The sequence below is a fragment of the Parvibaculum sp. genome, assembly GCF_046297875.1.
GTDB lineage: Bacteria > Pseudomonadota > Alphaproteobacteria > Parvibaculales > Parvibaculaceae > Parvibaculum.
In genome coordinates this window covers 1,577,220-1,595,919 of sequence record NZ_JBKBHD010000001.1, presented here as the reverse complement: position 1 = coordinate 1,595,919, position 18,700 = coordinate 1,577,220, and the positions used below count along the sequence as shown (strand labels likewise).

Below are 18,700 nucleotides of genomic sequence, written 5' to 3'. Positions count from 1 at the left end.
GACGAACCGCCTTACACCAACCTTACATCGGCGGGGGGTGCGGCAATTCGGGCAACCGGATCGTGAAAACGGCGCCTTTCTCTGCCCCGCGCCCGATCTCGATGCCGCCGCCGTGAATCATGGCAATGCGCCGCGCAATGGAAAGGCCAAGTCCCGCCCCCTTGTATCCTTGGGGATGCGCACGAAAGAACCGCTCGAAGATCCGGGCTTCATCCTCCGGCGCGACCCCCGGCCCCTTGTCGATGACGGAGATTCGAGCGCCCGGTCCCGTCACGATCTCCACCGTTTCGCCGCGTGGCGTATGCGCCAGCGCGTTCTCGGCCAGATTGCGAAGCGCAAGCGCAAGGAAATCCGCATTTCCATGCACCAGGACGGAAGGCCCCTGCGCAAGCGAGATGCTCTTTCCTTCCTTGAGCGCGAACGGCGCGAGCTGCTCGGCAACGCCCCGGGCGACGGCGGCGAGATCGGCCCTCTCATCCCGGCGCAGCACCAGATTGTCGGCCTGAGACAGTCTGAGAAGCTGGGTGACAAGCCGCTCCAGTCCGTCCAGCTCTTCGAGAAGGTGCGGCACTTCCCCTAGGTCAGACATGGTTTCGACATTCGCCTTGAGCACGGCGAGCGGCGTGCGCAACTCATGCGCGGTAGTGGCGGTGAAATCGCGTTCGCGGCGATAGCCTTCCTCAATGCGGTCGAGCGAACGATTGACCGCATGAACGAGTGGAAGGATCTCGGGCGGTAATCCATCATCCGGCAGGCGCCGGTCGAGATTGGCAGGGCCGATACGCTGCGCAAGTTTCGAAAGCGCCGTCACGGGCAAAAGCGACTGCCGTACCGTCCACACCGTCACGGAAACGATGCCGATGACGAGAAGCAGAAGGAATGGCCATGAATGTTCCAGGAATTCCTCGACCACGGAATCCGCAAGAACATCCCCATGCAGCGACCCCTGCGCGACCTGCACAAAGAGCGGCGGCACCTCGCCCTTTCCGAGATCCACGGTCACGCCGTAATAGGTGCCGCGCCCGGCAAGATCGGGAAGACTGAAATATCGGTCGTCGCCGGCACCGGGCAGCGGCGCCAGCAGCTCAGACTGCCGATGCGAGGAAGCGAGAACCCGGCCCTCTCCATCGGAGATGACATAGATGAACTGCCTGTCCGGCCGATCATAGGCTTCGTCGAGATTCTGCGGCAGCGACAGGCTTACGCCGCCATCCGCCAGCGTGACATGGGCGGCAATATCGCTCGCCTGCGCAAGCAGCGAACGGTCGCGCAGCGAATCCCGTTCCGTCTCATACTGCAGTTTGAGGATAAGAAGCAGGACGAGGAAGGACAGGACGACAATCGCGATCATCCGCCGGGTAAGCCGGGCGGCGAGCGAGCCGGACATCAGTGCCTGCGCCAGCCGCTTCATGGCGTCCCCAGCAAGTATCCGATGCCCCTCAGCGTATGGATCTCCATGTCGGCGCCCGCCTCCGCCAGCCGTTTGCGCAATCGATGCACCGACACCTCGACCGTGTTCGAGGAAATCTCGTCATCGAAGGCATGAAGCCCCTGCTCGATCGTTTCCTTTGCCACGACGCGCCCCTGCCGGCGCAGCAGGATTTCGAGAAGGTCCGTCTCGCGCTTCGAAAAGGCAGCCGGCGTCCCCCCGATCGCAACCTCCCGCGCAACCGTATCGAGCGAAAGATTGCCGGCGCTCAATACCCGCCCAAGCGCCTTGCCGGGCCGTCTGAGCAACGCCCGCAGCCGCGCAACGAGTTCCTCCATGGCGAACGGCTTGAGGAGGTAGTCGTCCGCCCCCGTGTTCAGTCCCTCGACCCGCGCCTCAAGTACATCACGCGCGGTCAGCACCAGCACCGGAACCTCGTTTCCCTCAGCCCTCAGCGCCGCCAGCAATTGGAGGCCATCGCCGTCCGGCAGCCCGAGATCGAGGATGATCGCGTCATGACGCGCCGCCGCAAGCGCCGCACGCGCACCGTCGAGATCGTGGCAGGCATCGCTAGCAAAGCCTGCTTCGCCGCATCCTTTGGCAATCAGCGCCGCAAGACGGCGGTTATCCTCGACAATCAATATGCGCATGGCCGGCCCGGTTCGTGTTGCCGCCAGTCTATCACAATAAAAACGCCTTCAATTACATGCACTTGGAACGCCTGGCACCGGCACCCCACGCCGTCACATAAACGTCATTGAAACGTCACGCGAGCGTTTTGCAGCGCACCCATATTCCCGGCGTGAGAGATGAAAGGAAAACGATTCGCAACGACCGCGCGGCTCGATATGGGCGCGGCAACAGATCGACGAGGACATGACCCTGTTCGATACGGCATTACTCGACAAGACGCGAAAGGCGGCGGAAATGCCCTCGCCCCCCGCGACAAAGAGTGCCAAGAAAGCCCGCAAGGAAGCGGCCCGCGCCAAGGCGCGGCGCGGCGGGCTAGATGAAAGATTGCTGGGGCCCCGGCCCAAGCACCGCAAGCAGCACCGCACGCTCTTCCTCTCCGACATCCATCTCGGCACGCCGGGCTGCAAGGCCGAACTCCTGCTCGACTTCCTCCGCCATAACGATGCCGAGACGATCTATCTCGTCGGCGACATTGTGGATGGCTGGCGCATCAAGCGGTCCTGGTACTGGAACGCGGCTCATAATGCCGTGGTGCAGGAAATCCTGCGCAAGTCGCGCAAGGGCTCATCCGTGATCTATGTCCCCGGCAATCACGACGAGGCGCTGCGCGACTATACCGGCCTCAATTTCGGCGGTATCGACGTCATCGGCGAAGCGATCCACGAAACGGCGGACGGCCGCCGCTTCCTCGTGCTTCATGGCGACCAGTTTGACAGCGTCGTGAAATACGCGAAATGGCTCGCCCATCTCGGCGACCGCGCCTACACAATTGCACTCGCACTCAACAACTGGCTGCACGAAGTCCGCCGCTTCTTCAATCTGCCTTACTGGTCGCTCTCTTCATATCTGAAGAACCGGGTGAAGAACGCGGTCGAATATATCTCGAACTATGAACATGCCGTTGCCCGTTCCGCCCGCGAGCGCGGTGTCGATGGCGTCATCTGCGGCCATATCCACCACGCGGAAATCCGCGACTTCGACGGTGTGCTCTACTGCAATGACGGCGACTGGGTGGAAAGCTGCACCGCGCTCTGCGAAGACGAGGGCGGTCAGCTCTCTCTCATCACCTGGCAGACCTTCTCCTGGGATACCGACCTCGCCCATATCGAGCGCGAGGCAGCGGACGAGGATGAAGCAACGCTCGTGCCCACGGCCGCCTGAAATGCCCCATGAAACCCAGGCTCTCGCCCCTCTTGCCCCGCGCAAGACGCGCCGTATCGCGCGCCTTCTCGGCCGGTTGCGCGGCCGCCCGCTGCCGAAGGATGTCGGCCGCTTCTCCGAACCGCTGCGCATCGTCATCGTCTCGGATGCAGCCCCGCCCCAGGTGAACGGCGTTGTCCGCACGCTGCAGCAGCTCACGGCAAATCTGAAGGGCATGGGCCATGAAGTAACTTTCATCACGCCCGATCTCTTCACGACAGTGCCGATGCCGACCTACCCTGAAATCCGCCTCGCGCTTTTCCCGGGCCGCAAGATCGCGCGGATGATCCGCGACGCGAACCCGAATGCGATCCACATTGCGACCGAAGGCCCGCTCGGTATCGCCGCGCGCCGCTTCTGCGTGAGGAAAGGCATCCCCTTCTCGACATCCTTCCACACGCGCTTTGCCGAATATCTGAATGCCCGCACCGGCATTCCCCTCTCATGGGGCTATGCCTTCCTGCGCCGCTTCCACGCAAAGGCGACCGCCTTGATGGTAGCAACGCCCTCGCTGCAGGCGGAACTGAAAGAGCGCGGCTTCGGCGAACCCGTCATCTGGTCGCGCGGCGTCGATACGGAGCTTTACCGTCCCCGCCCCGAGCTGATGGAAGCGCATCCGCAAGGCCTTGCCCGGCCCGTCTTCCTCAATGTCGGCCGCGTCGCCGTCGAGAAGAATATCGACGCCTTCCTCGAACTCGACCTGCCCGGCTCGAAAATGATCGTCGGCGATGGACCGCGCCTCGACTATCTGAAAAAGAAATTCCCGGATGCGCATTTCGCCGGGTCCCTCTTCGGCGAGGAACTGGCGGCGGCCTATGCGGCGGCGGATGTCTTTGTATTCCCGAGCAAGACCGACACATTCGGCCTCGTGCTGATCGAGGCGATGGCCGCAGGAACCCCCGTTGCGGGCTATCCCGTGCAGGGCCCCGGCGATGTCCTCGCCTTCACGCCCGACGGCATGAAGGCCGGCGCGCTCGACGACGATTTGAAAGCCGCCTGCCTGAACGCCCTCAAGCTCAACCGCGAAGACGCCCGCGCCTATGCCATGAATTTCGCCTGGGACGCCTGCGCCAAGCAGTTCATCACGAACCTTGCGCTCGAGGAGATGCCGGAAGAGGCGGCCGCGCCTGTCCAGAGGCAAACGGCTGAAGCGGCGGTCTGAAGAAAAAAGATATCCCCGCTTGAAGCGTGACGCTCGATCCCCACTTCTGATCCATCTGCAGAATTGCGCCCGAAGCGCCTAGTCCATCCCCGTCGGCAGCCCGTCCATGCTGACGAGGTTCTTCTCGCGCCAGTAATCCGCGATGCCGTCCTCGCCCTTCTGCTCCGCCCAGCGGACAAGCGAGGGCCGCTCTGCCTTGTAGTCGTAGAGCGGCACGCCGAAACCGCAGCTTGTCTGCACGAGATCGATATCGAGAACCACGATCTGCCGCGCACCGGCCGGTTCCTCGCCGCCAAAGGCGTCCGCCAGATAGCGCCCATAGTCGGCAGAGCCGCGCGGCAGCGAGCGCGCATGGCCGTAGAGCCTCAGGATCATCGGCGGCCCCTCGAAGGCGCAGAACATGATGGTGAGCCGCCCGTCGGCCAGCAGATGCGCCGCCGTTTCGTTGCCGCTGCCGGTGAGATTGAGAAATACGGCCTCGTTGTCGCCCGTCACGCGGAAACCGTCGAGCCCCTTGGGCGAGAGATTGATGCGGCCCTCCGCACAAGCGCTCGCCGTGAAGAACATATGCTGCCGCCCGATGAAATCCTTCAATTCCGGCGTCAGACCGGGAAACTGCTTGGCCATGTGGTGTCCTCACCCCTCCCGCGCGGCATTGCGCGAATTCGTGTCGGGGATAGTCGAATAAAAGGCAAGCGCCGCGACAAGCACGAGCGCCAGCGCGCCGAAGGTCGCGCGGTAGCCTGTCTCCGGCGAAACACCGGCCCGCTGCAACTGCCCGATCAGCACGCCGGTCAGCGCCTGCAGCACGAAAACGCCCGCCATATTGCCGAGATTGAGCAGCGTGATGCCGCGCCCCGCCAGCCTGTCCGGAAAAAGGAGCCGCCCATGCGCGAGAAGCAGCGGCGTATAGCCCGCATTGAGCCCGAAGATGATGAAGAGCGAAGTGACGAGCGTGAGCCCCGGCGCCTCGAAAATCGCGAGCAGCGCGAGGATCGAGGCGGAAAGCGCCGCACCCGCCAGGATCGGCTTCTTGATGCTGCCAAACACGCGCTCCGCATAGCCCCAGATGAGGAGGCCCACCACCTGCCCGCCCGTGATGCCGAGCAGCACATAGCCGCGCGCCGAAAGATCGAGCCCATGCACATCTGCCAGATAAGGCGAGGCCCAGAGCGTCTGCACCGCCGCGAAACTCGCATAGCCGCAGGAGATCATCACGAACAGCGGCCACACACCCGGCCAGCGCATCACCTCGAATATGCCGCCGAAACTCTGGCGGAGCGTTTCATTTGGCCGTTCCGGCGGCACGATGCCGGGCGGCGTGTCCCGCGCGATGAAACCCATCGCAATGGCAAGGACCAGTGTCACGACGCCCGCACCCACGAAGCTCGCCCGCCAGCCGAACATCTCGGTCGAAAAGGCGAGCGGCGCCGTCGCCATCAAGGCGCCGATCGTGCCGATGGAAATCTGCAAGCCGGAAAGCATGGCGAACTTTTCCGGCGCGAACCACCAGCGATAGATCATGAGAGGACCCATCAGCATGGCAGAACAGCCAAGCCCCATCAGCACGCGCGCAAAGGTGAGCCCCGCCTCGCCCTCGGCCATCGCAAAGACGAAACAGCCGATGATGGCAATGCCCACCGAGCCGATCATGGTGATCCGGGCGCCATAGCGGTCGAGCAGGATGCCGACGGGAATCTGCGCCAGCGCGAAGGACAGGAAGAAGGCCCCCGACAGAATGCCAAGCCCCTCCGGCCGGAGCCCGAGATCGGCCGAGAGATTCGGTGCAATGACGCCCGTGGACGAGCGCAGGAACTGGCTCACCGTATAGACGAGACATAAAATGCCGACGAGCAGGAAGATATGGAGGCGCGAGGCCCGAACGCTGGACATGGCCGGGATTTACGGCGATTTCCCCCCGCCCCGCCAGCCCCAATTTACGCACGGCAAACCTCGAACGGGCTCGCGGCCACCTTGGATTAACCCTGCCCCGCCCTCATTGCCGCAGGTGCGAAGGAAACCTTGTGGGTTGGCCCCCGAGCGGCTATAAACCGGCCAAATTTCCGGCCGCCCCCGCGCCCCCTGGAGGGTCCGCGGTTGAGCGGCCCTTTTACCCCGGCGGTCATATGTCTATTCGGAATATCGCGATCATCGCCCATGTCGACCATGGGAAAACGACGCTGGTCGACCAGCTCCTGCGCCAGTCCGGCACTTTCCGCGACAACCAGCAGGTGGCCGAGCGCGTCATGGACTCGAACGATCTCGAGCGTGAGCGCGGCATCACCATTCTGGCGAAATGCACCAGCGTCGACTGGGAGCAGGACGGCAGCCATACCCGCATCAACATCATCGACACGCCGGGCCATGCCGATTTCGGCGGCGAGGTGGAGCGCATCCTCTCGATGGTCGATGGCGTGGTGCTTTTGGTGGACGCCGCCGAGGGCCCGCTGCCCCAGACCAAATTCGTCACCTCGAAGGCGTTGGCGCTGGGCCTCAAGCCCATCGTCCTCATCAACAAGGTCGACCGGCCGGACGCCCGCGCCGACGAAGTCCATATCGAAGCCTTCGATCTTTTCGCCGCCCTCGGCGCGACCGACGAACAGCTCGACTTCCCCACCATCTTCGCCTCGGCGAAGGAAGGCTGGGCGACCGAAGACCTGAACGCGCCAGACGCGAAGGACCACGGCATGAAGCCGCTCTTCGCAAAGATCCTCAGCCATTTCCCGGCGCCCGCCGCACTGAGCGACGGCTCGGAAACCGAGCCATTCGCCATGCTGGTCACGACCATCGAGAGCGACCCCTATCTCGGTCGCATTCTCACCGGCCGCATCGAAAAGGGCACGGCGAAGCCGAACATGAACGTGCAGGTGCTGCGCCAGCCGAAGGGTGGAGAAGTCGCCACCATCGAAAAGGGACGCCTCAGCAAGGTTCTGGCCTTCCGCGGCATCCAGCGCATTCCGGTGGATGAGGCAAGGGCAGGCGACATCGTCGCCATCGCCGGCCTGCAGGAAGGCACTGTCGCCGACACGATCTGCGACGCCCAGGTGACGCAAGCCATTGCCGCCCTGCCCATCGACCCGCCGACGCTTTCGATCACCATTTCGATCAATGACAGCCCCCTCGCCGGCCGCGAAGGCACCAAGGTGCAGTCCCGCGTCATCCGCGAACGGCTGATGAAAGAAGCGGAATCGAACGTCGCGATCAAGGTATCCGACAGCGAGTCGCGCGATGCCTTCGAAGTCGCGGGCCGCGGCGAATTGCAGCTTGGCGTTCTCATCGAGAACATGCGCCGCGAGGGCTTCGAACTTTCGATTTCGCGCCCCCGCGTGCTCTACCGCGAAGACGAGAACGGCACCCGCCTCGAACCGATCGAGGAAGCGACGGTGGACGTCGACGACGAATATACCGGCGTCGTCATCGAGAAGATCTCGAACCGCAAGGGCGAGATGATCGACATGCGCCCGACAGGCGCCGGCAAGACACGCATCATCTTCCATTGCCCGTCGCGCGGCCTGATCGGCTACCACGGCGAATTCCTGACCGATACGCGCGGCACCGGCGTGATGAACCGCATCTTCCATGCCTATGAGCCCTATCGTGGCGAAATAGAAGGCCGCCGCAACGGCGTTCTGGTCTCGAATGGCGCAGGTGACGCAGTTCCTTACGCGCTCTGGTATATCGAGGAGCGCGGCGTACTCTTCATCAATCCGGGCGTGAAGGTCTATGAGGGCATGATCATCGGCGAGAACGCCCGTTCCGACGATCTGATCGTGAACCCCCTGAAGGCGAAGCAGCTCACCAACATCCGCACAACCTCGAAGGACGAGGCCGTGCGCCTCACGCCGCCGCGCCCGCTGACGCTCGAACAGGCCATCGCCTATATCGAGCAGGACGAGCTGGTGGAAGTGACGCCGAAGTCGATCCGGCTGCGCAAGCGCTATCTCGATCCGAACGAGCGCAAGAAATTCGCAAAGGCGGGCTGAGGCCCGCCTCCATTGCCTCCCCCGCCGCGGAGTGCCACTCTTTCCTCAACAAGAAACAGGGAGGAGAGACACGATGGCGGGCAATCCCGAATGGCTGGCGAAGGTCACGGAAGCGGCGATCGAACCCGCACTGCCGATCATCGACCCGCATCATCACCTCTGGGTGCATCCGGGCTCGCGCTACGAGCTTGAGGAGCTGCTGGAGGACACCGGTCAGGGCCACAATATCCGCGCCACCGTCTTCGTCGAATGCAAGGCGATGTATCGCGCTGACGGGCCGGAACACCTGAAGCCCGTCGGCGAAACCGAATATGTGAACGGCATCGCCGCGAAATCGGCGAGCGGCGGCTTCGGCGAAATGCGCGCCTGTGCCGGCATTGTCGGCTTTGCCGATCTCCGCCTCGGCAGCGCCGTGGATGAAGTGCTCGAGGCCCATTTTGCGGCGGCTCCCGCCCGCTTTCGCGGCATCCGCCATGCCTCCGCCTTCGACGCAAGCCCCGAGGTGCGCCCCTCGCACACCAATCCGCCGGAAGGACTGCTCGGGCTCAAGGATTTCCGTGAAGGCTTCAAGCGGCTTGCTGAATACAACCTCTCATTCGATGCCTGGCTCTATCACCGCCAGATCCCGGAACTGACATCGCTCGCCCGCGCCAACCCGGAGACCACCATTATCTTCGACCATTTCGGCGGCCCCATAGGCATCGGCCCTTATGAGGGAAAGCGCGGCGAGATATTTGCCCAATGGAAAAAGGATGTGGCGAACCTTGCAAGCTGCCCGAATGTCCTCGCCAAGCTCGGCGGCATCAACATGGCGGTGAACGGCTATGGTTGGCACAAGCGCGAGCTGCCGCCAACTTCGGATGAACTCGTATCGGCGACACGCGACTGGTATCTGCACTCGATCGACGTTTTCGGGCCGGAGCGTTGCATGTTCGAGAGCAACTTCCCCGTCGACAAGCTTTCCTGCTCCTATGGTGTCCTCTGGAACGCCTTCAAGAAGATCGCGTCGGGCTTCACCGCCGGGGAGAAGAAGCATCTCTTCCACGATACGGCCGCGCGGGTCTATCGCATCGCCGCCGCCTGAGGCTATAAGAAGGCGCGCAGTAACGAGGTACAAATGCTCTCCCCGCAGGACATCGACGAACTGACAGCCTTCATGCACGAGCTTGCCGAAGCGGCGGCGAAGGTGACGCTGCCGCATTTCCGCGCGGGGCTGGACGTCGATCACAAGGAGGGCCGCCACGCCTTCGATCCCGTGACGGCGGCAGACCGCGATGCGGAAGCGGCGATCCGCAAGCTGATCGGCGCTCGCTATCCGTCCCATGGCATTCTCGGCGAGGAACATGGGCGTGAAACCGGCAGCAGCGATCATCTCTGGGTGATCGACCCGATCGACGGCACACGGAGTTTCATCTGCGGCGTACCACTCTGGGGGACGCTCGTCGCGTTGAACGACGGCAACCGCCCCGTCATAGGCATGATGGACCAGCCCTTCACGCGCGAACGCTTCATCGGCCGACCGGGCGGCAGCACACTCTCAAGCCCGCATGGCACCACCGTTCTGAAAACGAGCGGCTGCAAAGCGCTGGCGGACGCAAAACTCGGCAATACCGATGCCGGCATGTTCACCGACCCGAAGGAAAAATCCGCCTTCCGCGAGCTTTCCTCGAAGGTCCGGTTGCGGCGCTTCGGCGGCGACTGCTATTTCTATTGCCTGCTCGCGGCGGGCACGATCGACCTAGTGGTCGAAACCGCGCTGGAGGCCTATGACATTCAGGCGCTCATCCCGATCATCGAGAATGCGGGCGGCATCGTGACCGACTGGCAGGGCGGCGATCCGCAGGCGGGCGGCAATGTCGTTGCCGCGGCAACGCCGGAACTGCACAAAGCGGCGCTGGAAATTCTGTCTCAGGCCTGAGCCGTAAACCTGTCAAACGCCGCCCAGAAAACGGCGCGCGCGTCATCGCGCTCGATCAGGATTTCGTGCCGCGCAGCGGGCACCGTGACCAGAAGCGCATTGGGCGCATGAAGCGCGGCATGGGCGAGCGAGCGGGCGGAGACAAGCGCATCCTCCGCCGCCTCGCAGACGAGAAGCGGTGCCCTGATCCGCGCGAGATAGTCCGGCGCCGAGGTCATGTCCATCGAGCGGAAGGCGGCATGAAGCCAGCCGACCGTTGCAGAGCCAAGTCCGAGCGCCGGCTCCGTCCGCGTCAACGCTTGCAGGAGCGCATAGCGGCGCTCGTCATGCGTCAGGATATTTTCCTCGAAGGGTGTTTCATCCGCAGCCTTCTCATTGCCGCCCGGCACGAAAGCCTCATCGCGGCCGAGTGTGTGAAGCAGTGCCGTCATGCCGCGTATGGCACGCTCCATCCAGGGGCTGAAGCGCAAGCCGAACATCGGCGCGGAAAGGGCAACGCGCGAAAACCATTCGGGATGATCATGCGCGGCACGCAGCAATATCTGCCCGCCCATCGAATGGGCAAGCGCCATCCAGGGCCTGGGCATGGCAGGCGCAACGGAAATCATGAGCCGCGAAAGATCGCGGTCGAATTGCGCGAAATCGGCGATATGCCCCTTGCGCGGATCGGCGAGCAACCGTTCCGATAGGCCCTGTCCGCGCCAGTCCATTGTGACGACGGCAAAACCGCGCTGACGAAGTTCGCCCGCAACCTCGAAATATTTTTCGGCAAACTCGGTACGCCCGCCGAACAGGAAAACAGTGCCTCGCGAGCAGTCGCCGCCGGTCCATTTGATGCAGCGCAGCCGCGCTCCGTCCTCGGCGCGCAACCAGAAGGCTTCGCCGCCTTCCGGCACCGGATTTTCGGGAAGGAAAACGACAGGCGCCGTCAATCGTGCGATCCTTCGGCATTTGCCCGGCGCAGCATGATGGGCCGGAGCCGCGCCACCACGGACACATCGCCGACAATGCGGATCTTGCCCTGCCGGAAGGCCGTATTCTGGTCGGTATGGCGCTGGAGAATGGCGAGATTGAGCATGGGGTCGACATGCACCGTGCAATCGGCCTCGACATCTCGCCGGTGAACCTCGTTGGGCTTCTTCCGCCCGTCGATCACGACGATACCGGCGCCGGGATGGACAAATTTCAGTACCGCCCCGAGCGAGACATCCGGCGTCAGTGCCGATTTGAGGATCGCAACGATCTCGTCTTCTGCCTGCTTTGCCACACTCACCTGGGAGGCCTCTGCCTTGCTGCTTGCCATCTCGGATTCGTCCACACCTGTGTCCCTGCGGATCATAGCATTCCCGCGGGCCGCCCCAAGAGTCTTTGGACCGGAGCCCGTTTCCTCTAGGGTTCCTGCTGTTCCGCGACAGGGAGACCCGCATCGATGACCTGGGAAAAGGAAGCCGGCGAAGTCCGGCGCCGCCGCGAGCTGGCAAAGCAGCAGGGCGGCGAGGAGGCCGTGAAGCGCCACCACGAGAAGGGCCGCCTGACCGTGCGCGAGCGGATTGCCGCGCTCGCAGACGACGGCAGCTTCCGCGAAATGGGCGAAAGCGCCGGTGTGCCGCAATTCGACGAGGCCGGGAACCTGATCGGCTTTGAGCCCGCCAATTATGTTCTGGGCTTTGCCACGGTGAACGGGCGGCGGATCGCCATTGGCGGCGAGGATTTCACCATGAAGGGCGGCTCGCCCAATCCGGCGGGACTCAGGAAAAGCGTCTATGCCGAGGAACTCGCGCTCACCTACAAGGTGCCGCTGGTCCGGCTCCATGAAGGCGGCGGCGGCTCTGTCGCGGGTTCCGGCGGCAAGGGCAATGCGCGGCCGCTCGGCGAGCCCGTTTTCGCCACGCCCCGTTTCCGCTCGATCACGCAGGTGCTGGGCGAAGTACCGGTGGCGACCGCCGCGCTCGGCGCCGTCGCAGGCATGCCCGCCGCCCGCCTCGTCGCCTCGCATTTTTCCGTCATGGCGGAAGATGCGCAGGTGCTGATTGCGGGACCGAAGGTTGTCGCCCGCGCGCTCAACGAGGAGCTAACCAAGGAGGAGCTAGGCGGCGCCGAAGTTCATTCGCGCTCGGGCGTCATCGACAATGTCGCGGCAAACGAGGAAGAGGCGCTGAAGGAGATCGCGCGCTTCCTCTCCTACATGCCGGACAATGTCTGGCAGTTGCCGCCCCGCATCGCGACGGACGATCCGCGCGACCGGGCCGACGAGGCGCTGCTCTCCATCGTCCCGAAAGACAGCCGCAAGCCCTTCAACATGCGGAAAATCCTGAAAGCGGCGCTGGACCGCGACAGTTTCTTCGAAATGACGAAACGCTTCGGCCCCTCCCTCATCACCGGGCTTGCGCGGCTGAACGGTGTAAGCGTCGGCGTGATCGCCAATGATTGTCACTTCTATGCCGGCGCCATGACGGCGCAGGCCGCGCAGAAGCTCCGCCGCTTCGTGGACATGTGCAACACGTTCCACCTGCCCATCCTGTCCTTCGTGGACGAACCGGGCTTCATGATCGGCTCGGCATCGGAGAAGGCTGCAACGATCCGCCACGGCACGGCCGCGATCGCGGCGGTGATGCAGAGCCGCGTCCCTTGGGCGAGTGTGATCGTGCACAAGGTTTTCGGCGTTGCTGGTGCGGCGCATTTCGGGCCCGATGGCTATGTGCTGTCATGGCCAAGCGCGGCAACGGGCGCGCTGCCGGTAGAAGGGGGCGTGGCCGTCGCCTTTGCCCGCCAGATCGCCGAAGCGCCGGACCCGGACGCACTGCGCGCCGAACTGGAAGCGAAACTCGCGGCAGGGCAGTCACCATTTCCTCGCGCCGAAGGCTTCTCCGTGCATGAGCTGATCGATCCGCGCGAAACGCGGGCGAGACTTTGCGACTGGCTCGACTGGACGGAGCCGCGCCGCGCCGTGGCACTCGGCCCCTACATGACGACGATGCGGCCCTGAAAGGAAAAGGGCTCCGCCCGGGCGGAGCCCTCCCCTCGCCGCTCCCCTCGCGGATCAGTAGTTCGAGAAGAGAATGGCACCTGTGATCGCACTGATGCCGAGCCAAAGCGCGACATTCGACCGGTCATAAGCACGAACATGATAGTACGGCCCGTAATGCGGGTGCGACGAGTAGTAAACCGGCGCACCGAAGCCGTGATAGTGGTGGCGCACCACATAAGGCCGCCAATGCGACCACGGCCGCACCTGATGGTGGTGATAGACCACCACCGGCGGGCGATGACTGTAGTAGCGATGCGCGTTATGGCGCTTGTAGAGGCGATGCGCGTTGTGCCGGTCGTAATGGTACTTCTTGCCATGCACGAGTTCGACGGCGCTTCGGGCATCCGCGCCGATCCCCGGCTTCACCGAAACCGCCTGCGCCGCCGCGGGCGCGGCAAGACCAAGGGCAGCGGCGAGACCGGCAAGAATTACAAGCTTCTTCATGATGCTGTCCTTTCAAAACCTGTTTCGATCCATGTACCCTTGAGAGCAAGAATGAGCGCCGCCGACTGAACGGTTAATGGCCGCTCCGTTCATCTGGCGTTCAGGTTCAACCAGGGATTTCTGCGGATTTTGGACACTAGCCGCCAAGGAAAAGGCGGCCGACATCCGGGTTTTCGAGGAGGGCGTGCCCCTCGCCCGCCAGCGCCACGCGGCCTGCGACCAGCACATAGCCGATATCGGCAAAGTCGAGCCCGCGCTTCGCATTCTGCTCGACCATGAGGATCGTCTTGCCCTGTGCCTTCTGAAGATCGGCGAGGATTTCGAACACCATGTCGATCATGCGCGGCTCAAGCCCGATGGAAGGCTCGTCCACCAGCAGCACTTCCGGCTCCATGATGAGCGCACGGCTGATTTCGAGGAGCCGGCGCTCGCCGCCGGAAAGCACGCGGGCGCGCTCATGCCGCCGCTTCGCCAGACGTTCGTAACGCGCGAAGATGCGCTCGGCAGCCGTCATTGCCTTTGCCTGATCGGCCAGAAGATAGCCGCCCATCAGCAGGTTTTCCTCAACCGTCATATCGGGGAAAACGGAATTGTCCTGCAGGATATAGGCTATGCCCGCATCGCGAAGTTTCTCGCTCGGGCTGAGCCGCGTAACGTCGCGCCCTCGCGCGACGACGCGCCCGCCGGTGATTTTCGTGAAGCCGAAAATCGAGTGAAGCACGGTGGATTTTCCCGCGCCGTTCGGCCCGACAAGGCAGAGGCTCTGGCCCGCACCGACCGCGAGATCGATGCCGTGGAGAATTTCCATCGCGCCATAGCCTGCGTGAAGCGCATCGAGCTCAACAATGGGATCGCCCTTGGCGAGCGCCAGGATTTCCTCACGCGGCACGGCGCGTGCAATGGCCTCCGCGTCGCGCGCGACATCGCCGGCGGAGAGAACCGTGTCGACGCTGCCCGGGCCATAGCCGCCCGCGCGCTTGTCCTCGTCAGCCATCACGCCACCCCGAGATAGGCATCGAGTACACGGGCGTCGTCACGCACCTCTTCGGGCGTGCCTTCGGCAAGCACCTGCCCATGCGCCAAACAGGTGATGCGGTGAGCGAGGTTCATGATGACGCGCATATTGTGTTCGATGACGAGAAGCGTGACGCCAAGCTCGCTGTTCGCGCGGCGGAGCCGGTCGATAAGACCGTTGATGAGCGTCGGGTTGATGCCCGCCGTCGGCTCGTCGAGCAGCAGCAGCTTCGGCTCATTCATCAGCGCCATTGCGAATTCGAGAAGTTTCTGCTGGCCGAAGCTCAATCGCGCAGCCTTTTCCTCGCGCTTTTCATGGAGGCCCACAAATGCGAGAAGGTCTTCCGCACGGCGTAGCGTGGCGGGCGGCACAGGGCGCAGGAGTGACAAGATCCCGCCCTGCGCCTCTCGCGCCGAGATCGCCATGTTTTCCATGCAGCTCATCGCGCCATAGATGCGCGTCTGCTGATAGGTCCGGATGAGACCGAGCCGGGCAATAGGCGCGGTACGCAAATGCTTGACCGGTGCGCCTTCGAAGAAAATATCGCCTTCATCGACCGCATGGGCGCCAGCGATACAACCAAAGAGCGTCGACTTGCCGGAGCCGTTCGGTCCGATCAGCCCGGCAATCTCGCCGCGCTCGACACGGAGCGAGATGCCGCTGTTGGCGACGACGCCGCCGAAGCATTTGGTGACATTCCTGACTTCGAGAAGCGCGCTCATGCGGCCTCCCGCCTGGCGCGCCATTCCGCCCACCAGCCCATGATGCCTTGCGGGAAGAAGACAACGATGACGACGATAAGCGCGCCGAGCGCAACGCGCTGCCAGCCCAGAAGGTAGGTCCAGAAGATTTCCTGCGTAATGTGAAAGACGACCGCGCCGAGAACCGGGCCCCAAAGCGTGCCCTTGCCGCCCAGTATCGCCATCAACACCATCCAGACGCCAAAGGTGGCGCCCGCAAAGGCGACGTCGCGCGGATCGATGAAGCCGATCATGTTGGCCGCGAGCCCGCCCGACAGGCCGAGAAAGAAGGCGGCGATGCACCAGGTGAATATCTTGATCGGCGTAGTGCGCAGGCCCATCGCATCCGCCTTGTCGTGATCGTCGCGGATGGCATTGAGCGCGAGACCGAAGCGCGTCGAATAAAGCCAGCGGCAGAGAAGGAAGCAGCAGGCGGCCACTGCAAAAAGCGAATAGGAGAAGAAGTGTTCCCTCTCGCCAAGCGCGCCGGGATAGAGCGGCAGCGCCATGCCGGAGCCAGCACCGACATAATTCCACCCGGCGGCGATCTCGCCCGAAGCGACAGTGAGACCGAGCGTAGCAATGGCGAAATAATGTCCGCGAATGCCGAGCAGCGCCGAGCCAAGCAGCGCGGCAGCAAAAACGGCAAGCGCCGCACCGGCCGCAAGCCCGAGCGCCAGCCCCTCGAAATAGGAAAGGCCCATATCGCGCTGGATGACCGCGGCGGCGTAACAGCCGATGCCGAAGAAGACGATATTGCCGAAGGAATTGTAGCCCATGCGCCCGCCCAGCATGTCCCATGTCACGGCGAAGACGATCATCAGCCAGAGAAAGGCGAACTGCGTGACGAGCGCGGGCAGGAGGAGCGGCCCGGCAATCCCGAGAAGCGAGAGCAGGGCCGCGATATGCCAGTCGGAGAGGCGCCTCATTCGAGATAGCTCCGCTTGCGCGCGGCGCGGATATTGCGCCAGACGAGAATGAGCACCATCAGCGCGAAGACGAAGGCAATCTGGAATTCGACGCCGAGCACGAAGCCCGCGAGATTTTCAAGCGCGCCGAGGCCGAGCCCTGCGGCCACTACGCCGCCCACATTGCCCACCCCCGCCACCACCACGACCATGAAGGAGCGGATTGTATAGGGAAGGCCCATATAGGGATGGATCGTCCAGGCCATGACGGCGAGGCTGCCCGCCGCGCCGCAAAGCGCCGCATTGAGGCCATAGGTCGCCGCGAATACGCGGTCCGTGTCGATGCCCAGAATGCGCGCCGCGCGCGGGTTCTGCGCGGTCGCACGGATTGCCTGGCCGAGACGCGCCTTGCGCAGAAAGAGCCAGAGGGCCGCGCCGGCACCGATGGCGAGAAGGAAGGCAAGAAGTTTCACATTGGCAAGCGTCACCATACCGTCGAGGAAATGTATGGAGCCAAGCGCCGCATCGACGCTGCGCACGTCGGAACCGAAGACGAGATTGGCAAGCTGCTGAATGAGGATCGACAGGCCGAAAGTCGCGAGGATCGAGATGAAGATGTCGCGGTCCACCACCCGGAAAATGACGCCGCGATAGATGAGCCAGCCGATGCAGAACATGACGCCCGCCGACAACGGCAGACCGAATAGAGGATGGACACCATATTGCACGGCAACGAAGGTGATGTAGCCGCCGAGTACGACAAGCTCGCCCTGCACGACGTTGACGATATTGAGCACACCCCAGACAAGCGCCATCCCATAGGCCGCGAGCGCAAAGATCGCGCCGATCAGCAGACCATTCAGCACCACATCAAGCGTGACAGCGGGAAATTCGACGAGCAGCGAAAGATTATCGAGCAAGCGCGTGTCCTTCTAGCGCCGCTCGGACCAGGCGGGCGTTGGCCAGCGGATTTCGCCCTCCGCAAATTCCTGCGGATAGACGACGACATAATTGCCGTCCTGCACCTGGAAGAGAACCATCGGCTTCTTGATGTTCTTGCCCGTCTCGTCGAATTTCACAGGCCCATAGAACGTCATGATATCGGTTTCGGTCAGTGCATCGCGCACGGCATCGGGGTCGAGCGAACCTGCCCGCTCGAAAGCATCGGCAAAGACCTGCACCGCCGCACTCGATTCCGCCGCCTGATAGGGCGCGACCTCACCATAGGTTTCCTCGTAAAGCGCCGCATAATCTGAGGCGCTGCCGAACAGCGGGTCGGCATATTTGAGCGTCGAGGCCCATTGCGCGGCGCAGAGCGCATATTCGGCGGCGGCGCCGAAATTTTCGGCGATGCGCGCGGAATCACAATGCGTCAGCGCCAGCATCGGCACATTGACGCGCTGATCCGCAAGCTGGCGGATGGCAAGCGAGGCACCCTTGTCATGCCCCGAGACAAGCAGCAGGTCCGGCCGGAGCGCCTTTACCTTTGTGAGCGTTGCCGACATGTCGTTGAGCTCGGGCGGCAGCTTGTCGTCCACCACCACCCTCATGCCATGCCGCTCCATATCGGCCATGACGCCTGCGCGCACATCCTGCGAGAAGGGATCGTTCTCGAAAGCCATGGCGACGCGAAGCTTCGAGGGGTCTTCGTTCAGCGCGGCGGCAAGATCGACGGCGGGCCGGAGATATTCGTCCGTCGTCGACAGCACCGCGAAGAGATAGCGATAGTTCTTCTGGAAAAGCGAAATGGCGGCACCATTCGCCTCGACCATTGGGATGCCGTATTTCTCGGTGACGGGAGCGATCGCTTCGGTGAGGCCGGAGGAATAGGGCCCGAGCAGGAATTTCACGCCGTCCTGCTGGATCAGCCGCTCGACAAGCTGCGCGCCGCGCGCGGGCGTCGATTCATCGTCGTAGTAGGTGATGTCGAGGAGGTGCTGCTTGCCGCCGACATTGACGCCGCCTTCCTCGTTGATGCGCTTGACCGCGAGGTCATAGCCCTTGCGCGTGAAATTGCCGTTGGAGGAATATTTTCCCGTAAGCGAGACGGCAGCGCCAAGCTTGATGACAGGGAGCTGCTCGGCCTGTGCGCCTGCCCCACCGAAAACGAGCCCCAGGGCCAGAACAAGACCCGAAACCAGGTTTTTCATCGTCTCGTCCCCCAACAAATGGCCGAAAAT

Annotated in this window: 18 protein-coding genes; 6 read left to right on the top strand and 12 right to left on the bottom strand. The window is 63.3% G+C overall.

Annotated elements, in window-relative coordinates:
• Nucleotides 1–22: 22 nt before the first annotated feature.
• Together ACK4FH_RS07745 and ACK4FH_RS07740 are read right to left on the bottom strand one after the other, a co-directional pair.
• Nucleotides 23–1,411, bottom strand: coding sequence for an ATP-binding protein (locus tag ACK4FH_RS07745; protein WP_409812408.1), 1,389 nt, complete (start codon nucleotides 1,409–1,411; stop codon nucleotides 23–25).
• Nucleotides 1,408–2,079 (bottom strand): response regulator, encoded by a 672-nt coding sequence (locus ACK4FH_RS07740; RefSeq protein WP_409812406.1) that lies wholly within the window; start codon nucleotides 2,077–2,079, stop codon nucleotides 1,408–1,410. The genes ACK4FH_RS07745 and ACK4FH_RS07740 overlap by 4 nt, the downstream gene beginning before the upstream one ends.
• Before the next feature lie 226 nt (nucleotides 2,080–2,305).
• On the opposite strand from ACK4FH_RS07740, the gene ACK4FH_RS07735 reads away from it, so the two are divergent.
• Both ACK4FH_RS07735 and ACK4FH_RS07730 read left to right on the top strand, forming a co-directional pair.
• Nucleotides 2,306–3,283 carry a UDP-2,3-diacylglucosamine diphosphatase gene (locus ACK4FH_RS07735; RefSeq protein WP_409812404.1) on the top strand — a complete coding sequence of 326 codons (978 nt, stop codon included), beginning with the start codon at nucleotides 2,306–2,308 and terminating at the stop codon, nucleotides 3,281–3,283.
• Between the two features lie 124 nt (nucleotides 3,284–3,407).
• Complete coding sequence (locus ACK4FH_RS07730) at nucleotides 3,408–4,484, top strand: glycosyltransferase family 4 protein (RefSeq protein ID WP_409815203.1); 1,077 nt, start codon at nucleotides 3,408–3,410, stop codon at nucleotides 4,482–4,484.
• A 78-nt stretch (nucleotides 4,485–4,562) separates the two neighbouring features.
• On the opposite strand, the gene ACK4FH_RS07725 is transcribed toward ACK4FH_RS07730, so the two are convergent.
• Both ACK4FH_RS07725 and ACK4FH_RS07720 read right to left on the bottom strand, forming a co-directional pair.
• Nucleotides 4,563–5,111: a pyridoxamine 5'-phosphate oxidase family protein gene (locus ACK4FH_RS07725; RefSeq protein ID WP_409812402.1), complete on the bottom strand. Its 549-nt coding sequence runs from the start codon at nucleotides 5,109–5,111 to the stop codon at nucleotides 4,563–4,565.
• A gap of 9 nt (nucleotides 5,112–5,120) precedes the next feature.
• The gene (locus ACK4FH_RS07720) at nucleotides 5,121–6,377 is read right to left on the bottom strand and encodes an MFS transporter (protein ID WP_409812401.1); all 1,257 of its coding nucleotides are present in this window, start codon (nucleotides 6,375–6,377) and stop codon (nucleotides 5,121–5,123) included.
• 233 nt (nucleotides 6,378–6,610) lie between these two features.
• Here ACK4FH_RS07720 and typA point away from each other — a divergent pair, with 233 nt between their 5' ends.
• From typA to hisN, 3 genes are all read left to right on the top strand, one after another.
• On the top strand, nucleotides 6,611–8,467 hold the full coding sequence (typA, locus tag ACK4FH_RS07715) for a translational GTPase TypA (protein ID WP_409812399.1): 1,857 nt from the start codon (nucleotides 6,611–6,613) through the stop codon (nucleotides 8,465–8,467).
• Between the two features lie 73 nt (nucleotides 8,468–8,540).
• Entirely contained in the window at nucleotides 8,541–9,551 is a 1,011-nt protein-coding gene (locus ACK4FH_RS07710) for an amidohydrolase family protein (protein WP_409812398.1), read from the top strand.
• Between the two features lie 33 nt (nucleotides 9,552–9,584).
• Complete coding sequence (hisN, locus tag ACK4FH_RS07705; RefSeq protein WP_409812396.1) at nucleotides 9,585–10,385, top strand: histidinol-phosphatase; 801 nt, start codon at nucleotides 9,585–9,587, stop codon at nucleotides 10,383–10,385.
• Here the strand turns inward: hisN and ACK4FH_RS07700 are convergent.
• Together ACK4FH_RS07700 and ACK4FH_RS07695 are read right to left on the bottom strand one after the other, a co-directional pair.
• Complete coding sequence (locus ACK4FH_RS07700) at nucleotides 10,376–11,317, bottom strand: alpha/beta fold hydrolase (protein ID WP_409812394.1); 942 nt, start codon at nucleotides 11,315–11,317, stop codon at nucleotides 10,376–10,378. The genes hisN and ACK4FH_RS07700 overlap by 10 nt on opposite strands.
• Nucleotides 11,314–11,724: an SCP2 sterol-binding domain-containing protein gene (locus tag ACK4FH_RS07695; protein WP_409812393.1), complete on the bottom strand. Its 411-nt coding sequence runs from the start codon at nucleotides 11,722–11,724 to the stop codon at nucleotides 11,314–11,316. The genes ACK4FH_RS07700 and ACK4FH_RS07695 overlap by 4 nt, the downstream gene beginning before the upstream one ends.
• Nucleotides 11,725–11,814: 90 nt before the next feature.
• Here ACK4FH_RS07695 and ACK4FH_RS07690 point away from each other — a divergent pair, with 90 nt between their 5' ends.
• Nucleotides 11,815–13,371, top strand: coding sequence for an acyl-CoA carboxylase subunit beta (locus ACK4FH_RS07690; protein WP_409812391.1), 1,557 nt, complete (start codon nucleotides 11,815–11,817; stop codon nucleotides 13,369–13,371).
• 54 nt (nucleotides 13,372–13,425) lie between these two features.
• On the opposite strand, the gene ACK4FH_RS07685 is transcribed toward ACK4FH_RS07690, so the two are convergent.
• The 6 genes from ACK4FH_RS07685 to ACK4FH_RS07660 all read right to left on the bottom strand — a co-directional run bounded on the left by ACK4FH_RS07685 (nucleotide 13,426) and on the right by ACK4FH_RS07660 (nucleotide 18,670).
• Complete coding sequence (locus ACK4FH_RS07685; protein WP_409812389.1) at nucleotides 13,426–13,857, bottom strand: hypothetical protein; 432 nt, start codon at nucleotides 13,855–13,857, stop codon at nucleotides 13,426–13,428.
• Nucleotides 13,858–13,993: 136 nt separating this feature from the next.
• Entirely contained in the window at nucleotides 13,994–14,851 is an 858-nt protein-coding gene (locus ACK4FH_RS07680; protein WP_409812387.1) for an ABC transporter ATP-binding protein, read from the bottom strand.
• On the bottom strand, nucleotides 14,851–15,594 hold the full coding sequence (locus ACK4FH_RS07675; RefSeq protein ID WP_409812385.1) for an ABC transporter ATP-binding protein: 744 nt from the start codon (nucleotides 15,592–15,594) through the stop codon (nucleotides 14,851–14,853). Before ACK4FH_RS07675 ends, ACK4FH_RS07680 begins: the two co-directional genes overlap by 1 nt.
• The gene (locus ACK4FH_RS07670) at nucleotides 15,591–16,541 is read right to left on the bottom strand and encodes a branched-chain amino acid ABC transporter permease (RefSeq protein WP_409812383.1); all 951 of its coding nucleotides are present in this window, start codon (nucleotides 16,539–16,541) and stop codon (nucleotides 15,591–15,593) included. Before ACK4FH_RS07670 ends, ACK4FH_RS07675 begins: the two co-directional genes overlap by 4 nt.
• A complete protein-coding gene (locus ACK4FH_RS07665) occupies nucleotides 16,538–17,440 on the bottom strand; it encodes a branched-chain amino acid ABC transporter permease (protein ID WP_409812381.1) in 903 nt (300 codons plus the stop codon). The genes ACK4FH_RS07670 and ACK4FH_RS07665 overlap by 4 nt, the downstream gene beginning before the upstream one ends.
• Nucleotides 17,441–17,452: 12 nt before the next feature.
• Entirely contained in the window at nucleotides 17,453–18,670 is a 1,218-nt protein-coding gene (locus ACK4FH_RS07660; RefSeq protein ID WP_409812379.1) for an amino acid ABC transporter substrate-binding protein, read from the bottom strand.
• Nucleotides 18,671–18,700 lie beyond the last annotated feature (30 nt).

Bases quoted from the DNA above. Each gene is read 5' to 3' on its own strand.
- ACK4FH_RS07745 (WP_409812408.1), bottom strand. From the start codon at position 1,411: ATGAAGCGGCTGGCGCAGGCACTGATGTCCGGCTCGCTCGCCGCCCGG.
- ACK4FH_RS07740 (WP_409812406.1), bottom strand. From the start codon at position 2,079: ATGCGCATATTGATTGTCGAGGATAACCGCCGTCTTGCGGCGCTGATT.
- ACK4FH_RS07735 (WP_409812404.1), top strand. From the start codon at position 2,306: ATGACCCTGTTCGATACGGCATTACTCGACAAGACGCGAAAGGCGGCG.
- ACK4FH_RS07725 (WP_409812402.1), bottom strand. From the start codon at position 5,111: ATGGCCAAGCAGTTTCCCGGTCTGACGCCGGAATTGAAGGATTTCATC.
- ACK4FH_RS07720 (WP_409812401.1), bottom strand. From the start codon at position 6,377: ATGTCCAGCGTTCGGGCCTCGCGCCTCCATATCTTCCTGCTCGTCGGC.
- typA (WP_409812399.1), top strand. From the start codon at position 6,611: ATGTCTATTCGGAATATCGCGATCATCGCCCATGTCGACCATGGGAAA.
- ACK4FH_RS07710 (WP_409812398.1), top strand. From the start codon at position 8,541: ATGGCGGGCAATCCCGAATGGCTGGCGAAGGTCACGGAAGCGGCGATC.
- hisN (WP_409812396.1), top strand. From the start codon at position 9,585: ATGCTCTCCCCGCAGGACATCGACGAACTGACAGCCTTCATGCACGAG.
- ACK4FH_RS07695 (WP_409812393.1), bottom strand. From the start codon at position 11,724: ATGATCCGCAGGGACACAGGTGTGGACGAATCCGAGATGGCAAGCAGC.
- ACK4FH_RS07690 (WP_409812391.1), top strand. From the start codon at position 11,815: ATGACCTGGGAAAAGGAAGCCGGCGAAGTCCGGCGCCGCCGCGAGCTG.
- ACK4FH_RS07685 (WP_409812389.1), bottom strand. From the start codon at position 13,857: ATGAAGAAGCTTGTAATTCTTGCCGGTCTCGCCGCTGCCCTTGGTCTT.
- ACK4FH_RS07680 (WP_409812387.1), bottom strand. From the start codon at position 14,851: ATGGCTGACGAGGACAAGCGCGCGGGCGGCTATGGCCCGGGCAGCGTC.
- ACK4FH_RS07675 (WP_409812385.1), bottom strand. From the start codon at position 15,594: ATGAGCGCGCTTCTCGAAGTCAGGAATGTCACCAAATGCTTCGGCGGC.
- ACK4FH_RS07670 (WP_409812383.1), bottom strand. From the start codon at position 16,541: ATGAGGCGCCTCTCCGACTGGCATATCGCGGCCCTGCTCTCGCTTCTC.
- ACK4FH_RS07660 (WP_409812379.1), bottom strand. From the start codon at position 18,670: ATGAAAAACCTGGTTTCGGGTCTTGTTCTGGCCCTGGGGCTCGTTTTC.